Below are 4,846 nucleotides of genomic sequence, written 5' to 3' on the forward strand. Positions count from 1 at the left end.
GTATGGGCGTCAAATAACATCTCATGGCCCTGACTCTCCTATTCGCTCCAGGTCGAAGACACTCGCCGCGCTCAACAAGGTCGTCGACGATCTCATTGCTGGTGACGGAAAGCTTTCCATCACATCCGTTGCCCGTGCCGCAGGTGTGACTCCGGGACTCATCCATAACACTTACCCAAGCATAGCGGAAAGGATTCGCAACATCGTTGGCAAGTCGGTGCGAGCCCAGCGAGACTCTAAGCATCAAGCGTTGATGAGCGAGAAAGAAAAGAACAGGGTGCTCCGTGCAGAGAATGATCAGCTTTTAGCGGAGGTAGCTCGGCTGGCTTCGGTTAACCAGCGACTAATATTCGAGATGATTCAGCTGAAGGCGGTTGCCAACGGTAAGGTCACCGCACTCCCTCTGAAACCAGGGCCCAACTAGGCCCTGATGGGGAACCCGCAGAATTCGTAAAAATCGCACGCTAACAGTTCAAGCGTCCCGGCCACGCCTGACTGTAGCTTGTTGACTGGTCAGTCTGTCTCGCGGGTAAAGCGATAGAACAAGTTCGGCTCGCTGACCACGTACAAATACCCTTCATCGTCGATGGTTACGCCTTCGGCTTGGGGTATGCCTTTCAGCAAACCAGCAAACCCCCTCGCCAAGGAGCGGAAACTCACCACCTTGCCCTCATCGGTGATTTCAATCAGCAGTTTCGACTCGTCGCTGAGCAATATCAGGTGGCCACTCTGTTGATCGAAGACGACCGAAGACAAGTCAGTGGCAAATACCTTGTCCTTTACCAAGTTGGACAGGTCGCGCACGTGCAGGGAAAAACCTCCTGCCAGGCTGGCACGAAGGCCGCCCACTTCCAGCAATTGGCGAGGGTCACGCTCCTTGGTCACAAACAAGCGATCACCTTTCAGGTCGTAGGCGAGCCCTTCAAGGCCTTTGTTGTCCGCCTTGCCAAGTGCCAAGGTCAGAGCTGGATACTGGTCTCGGCTCAATGAGCGACCGGGAGAAAGCTTACTGCCTTCGGCGAGGGGGACATCCACGATAACAAGGCTCTGCCGGCGCTCCTCGGCGATTACCAGTTGGCCGTTGCCGGCATAGGACACCGCCTCCACATCGTGGAAACCGTCCAGGCTATAGCGCCTTTCCACGTCACCGTCACGACTGAGGGCCAATAGTTCGTTTGGGCCGTTGGTAACCGCCCATAGCAGGTTCAGGTCAGGGTCGAAGGTCAGGCCCGAAAGGTTGTTGTCCACACCGGGAACCGGCTTAGCATCGAGCTCAACCCGATAGTCAGGCAGCCACACAGAGCGCTCCTGCCAATCGTCGGTGTGCCAGTGGGTCTTGATCCAGAAGTACAACCGATCATCAAGGTGATGGGTGCGGACTTGGAATACGGTAAGCAATACAAAGCACAGCAGTGCCCACATCCAGGCACTTGTTTTCTGTGTTCGGCCCAACCAGTTTTTAGCCATCAAATACATTAGAAGCCTCGTTAATTGGGACTGACGTCACGAGCTGTCATGGTTTCAATCCGACTCGGCGCGGCTCGCACAGGTGATGCACAACGGCGTGGCCGGATCGAATTCCAGGCGGCCCGAGGCGATCAACTCGCCGCATTGGTTACACCAGCCATACTCGCCCTCGTGCCAACGCTTGAGGGCCAGCTGGAGGCGGACGCGTTCATGCTGCGCCCGACTGCGGATGGCATCGTTCATCGCTTGCTGCTGGAGTGCGTCCATCCTCGACAGACGCCCTACCTTGCTTTGATCCAACTCCACCGATTGCGAGCGAGACTCAGCGTCTTCCAGCAACCGATCCAGCTCGGCAGCCCGCTGTTCCAGTAGGGTCTTGAAATGGGCAAGATCGAGGGCGTCGTCCATGGCCGTTAGCGCAGCAGCAACAGTGGGCCAGTGGTGGTGCGCAGCATGCTGGTCGTGGTGCTGCCGACCAGAAACTGACGGATGCGCGAATGACCGTAGGCCCCCATCACCAGCAGGTCGATGCCGTGCTCTTTCTGATAGGCGTGCAAGGTAGGCTCTATCTCGCCGTTCAGGGTCTCGGCGCGAACAGTGAATCCGACGTTGAGCAGCACTTTCTGCGCCCAGTCCAGCTGCGCGGACGATTCGTCGTTCACTGGCCCAACCATCACCAGGTGGATCGGCAGCCCCTTCAGCAGGGGGCTGGCCGCCAGCATCTCCACACCCTTGCGGGTAGTAGCGCTGCCATCGAAGGCCAGCATCGCGCTCTCGGGCTTTTGGAAGTTGGCCGGGGTGACCAGGATTGGCCGGTGCATGATACGAATCACGCTCTCCAGCTGGCTTCCGACATGCTGACTCAGACCGCCGCTAGACTCGCCTTGGCGACCGATGACCAATAGGCGCGTTTCGCTTTCCAGCTCTTGCAGGTTTTCCAGCAGATCGCCATGACGTTGCTTGGACTCCGGCGCGGTCACACCATCCGTCATGGCCCGCTCTTTCGCGGCCGTTAACATGATCCGCCCCTGCTCCAGGGCCAACTTACCGCGCTGTTCATCCAGGGAAGCAAGCTCATCGAGCAGATGCTCGCGGCTGCCAAGGCCGATATTGCCACTCAAGTCGGCCGCAACTGGGTACTGGCGCTGATCCAGCACATGCAAGAAGGTCAGCGGGGCTTCCAGGCTCAGACTGGCCCAGGCTGCGTAGTCGCACACAGCTGGAGCCGAGGTGGAACCGTCGATACAGGCAATTACTTGGGTCATCGTTGTTCTCCTTCTCAGTGGCCCATGAGTTGATCAATGGCGTCGGGTTTATCGTGAACTCCGAATCGATCCACGATAGTGGCGCTCGCTTCGTTGAGACCTAACACTTCAACTTCGGTGCCTTCGCGGCGGAACTTGATAACCACCTTGTCCAGGGCAGCAACTGCGGTGATATCCCAGAAGTGGGCGCGATTCAGGTCGATGGTTACCTTGTTCAGGGCTTCTTTGAAGTCGAAGGCCGCGACGAACTTGTCTGCCGAGCTGAAGAACACCTGGCCAGTGACGTTATAGCTACGATGCTCGCCGGATTCGTCCAGCGAAGAACTGATCGCCATGTAATGGCCAACCTTGTTGGCGAAGAACATCGCGGCCAGCAGCACGCCGGCCAACACGCCGAAGGCAAGGTTGTGGGTGGCCACCACGACCACAACGGTGACGACCATGACAATGTTGGTCGACAACGGGTGCTTCTTCAGGTTGCGCAGCGAATCCCAACTGAAGGTGCCGATGGACACCATGATCATCACTGCCACCAGCGCAGCCATCGGGATCTGCTTCAGCCAGTCGCCGAGGAACACCACCATCAGCAGCAGGAATACACCTGCGGCCAGGGAGGACAGACGAGAACGACCGCCGGATTTCACGTTGATGATCGACTGACCAATCATCGCGCAGCCGGCCATACCGCCGATCAGACCCGAAGCAATGTTGGCCACGCCCTGGCCCTTGCACTCGCGGTTCTTGTCGCTGGGGGTGTCGGTCAGGTCGTCGACAATAGTCGCGGTCATCATCGACTCCAGCAGACCGACCACGGCCAGCGCTGCCGAGTAAGGGAAGATGATGGCCAACGTCTCGAACGTCAGCGGCACGTCAGGCCAGAGAAAGATTGGCAGCGTATCCGGCAGTTCCCCCATATCACCGACCGTGCGGATATCCAGCCCAACCGACATGGCGACTGCGGTCAGCACGATGATGCACACCAGTGGCGATGGGATGAGCTTGCCGATCCTGGGGATATAGGGAAATAGGTAGATGATGCCGAGGCCTGCGGCTGTCATGGCGTAGACGTGCCAGGTGACATTGGTCAGCTCGGGCAGCTGAGCCATGAAAATCAGGATCGCCAGTGCATTGACGAAGCCGGTCACCACCGAGCGCGAAACGAAGCGCATCAGCGAGCCGAGCTTCAGGTAGCCAGCACCAATTTGCAACACGCCACACAGCAGCGTGGCGGCCAGCAGATATTCAAGACCATGGTTCTTGACCAGGGTCACCATCAGCAGTGCCATGGCCCCTGTCGCGGCTGAAATCATGCCTGGGCGGCCACCGACAAAGGCGATCACCACGGCGATACAGAATGAGGCGTAGAGACCAACTTTGGGGTCGACGCCCGCAATGATAGAGAAAGCGATGGCTTCAGGGATCAGCGCAAGTGCGACGACGATCCCCGCGAGCACGTCGCCACGGACGTTGGAAAACCACGTTTGTTTGAGTGTTTGTAGCATCAGAATATCCAAAGCAATGCACCGCACGCATGCCAGGAAAATGGCGAGCGCGTCGATACGAATTCAAATTGTGAGGATTATTTTGCTGTGCGCTTTGGGTGTAAGAACCGGGCATACAGCAGTACGCAGCAGCCAGCGAAACTGGCGGAGGCGAGGTTGTTGCGAGGGGGCGTAGCGCTAAGGCGGCGTAGGCTGCCAGTAGAGCGTTTGGAGTACAGTCATGCTGGTGTTCCTGTAGCTCAAGGGGTATGCGGAGCCAAAAGTATACAGTGAAGCTATCGTCGATTGCGATCCGCCGCCCTGCTTTGCGAAGCCACGTCTGAAATAGGCTTAGTCGAGGAGTATCGCCATCAGGAACGAAGGAAAATAATCAAAAAAATGTTAGGGAGTTAATTTGCTTATAAATCAATATCTTACACTCAACTAACTGTTAGGGTCATTCAGATACAACGACGGCTGCGTGATCGCCCGCTCGGCCGAGGCCAAGGCGCTGGGCATCAAGATGGGTGAGCCGTATTTTCAGATCAGGCAAAAGCTTCGGCAGCACGGCATTTTGGCGTTCTCCAGCAACTACGCGCTTTATTAAGTTAGGTGGAATGCTTTTGAGCTAGG

General features: G+C 57.2%; 5 protein-coding genes and 1 pseudogene. 2 read left to right on the top strand and 4 right to left on the bottom strand.

Going from position 1 to position 4,846, the window contains the following annotated elements:
• Nucleotides 1-13: 13 nt before the first annotated feature.
• Nucleotides 14-424, top strand: coding sequence for a TetR family transcriptional regulator (locus tag HMPREF3014_RS34905; RefSeq protein WP_079382029.1), 411 nt, complete (start codon nt 14-16; stop codon nt 422-424).
• An 89-nt stretch (nt 425-513) separates the two neighbouring features.
• Here HMPREF3014_RS34905 and HMPREF3014_RS14250 read toward each other — a convergent pair whose 3' ends face one another.
• The 4 genes from HMPREF3014_RS14250 to HMPREF3014_RS14265 are packed head-to-tail and all read right to left on the bottom strand — an operon-like array spanning nt 514 to nt 4,234.
• On the bottom strand, nt 514-1,476 hold the full coding sequence (locus tag HMPREF3014_RS14250; protein WP_028692954.1) for an SdiA-regulated domain-containing protein: 963 nt from the start codon (nt 1,474-1,476) through the stop codon (nt 514-516).
• 45 nt (nt 1,477-1,521) lie between these two features.
• The gene (locus HMPREF3014_RS14255; protein ID WP_028692953.1) at nt 1,522-1,875 is read right to left on the bottom strand and encodes a TraR/DksA family transcriptional regulator; all 354 of its coding nucleotides are present in this window, start codon (nt 1,873-1,875) and stop codon (nt 1,522-1,524) included.
• Nucleotides 1,876-1,880: 5 nt separating this feature from the next.
• A complete protein-coding gene (locus HMPREF3014_RS14260; protein ID WP_028692952.1) occupies nt 1,881-2,732 on the bottom strand; it encodes a universal stress protein in 852 nt (283 codons plus the stop codon).
• A gap of 14 nt (nt 2,733-2,746) precedes the next feature.
• Nucleotides 2,747-4,234: a SulP family inorganic anion transporter gene (locus HMPREF3014_RS14265; protein ID WP_028692951.1), complete on the bottom strand. Its 1,488-nt coding sequence runs from the start codon at nt 4,232-4,234 to the stop codon at nt 2,747-2,749.
• Nucleotides 4,235-4,682: 448 nt separating this feature from the next.
• Here HMPREF3014_RS14265 and HMPREF3014_RS33535 point away from each other — a divergent pair.
• Nucleotides 4,683-4,817: pseudogene (locus HMPREF3014_RS33535) on the top strand (DNA polymerase V subunit UmuC); the annotation flags it as partial.
• Nucleotides 4,818-4,846: the final 29 nt, after the last annotated feature.

Origin of the sequence: Pseudomonas sp. HMSC065H01, assembly GCF_001815235.1 — a bacterium.
Classification (GTDB): Bacteria; Pseudomonadota; Gammaproteobacteria; order Pseudomonadales; family Pseudomonadaceae; genus Pseudomonas; species Pseudomonas aeruginosa.

Coding starts and splice junctions, on each gene's coding strand:
- HMPREF3014_RS14250 (WP_028692954.1), bottom strand. CDS start 1,476: ATGTATTTGATGGCTAAAAACTGGTTGGGCCGAACACAGAAAACAAGT.
- HMPREF3014_RS14255 (WP_028692953.1), bottom strand. CDS start 1,875: ATGGACGACGCCCTCGATCTTGCCCATTTCAAGACCCTACTGGAACAG.
- HMPREF3014_RS14260 (WP_028692952.1), bottom strand. CDS start 2,732: ATGACCCAAGTAATTGCCTGTATCGACGGTTCCACCTCGGCTCCAGCT.
- HMPREF3014_RS14265 (WP_028692951.1), bottom strand. CDS start 4,234: ATGCTACAAACACTCAAACAAACGTGGTTTTCCAACGTCCGTGGCGAC.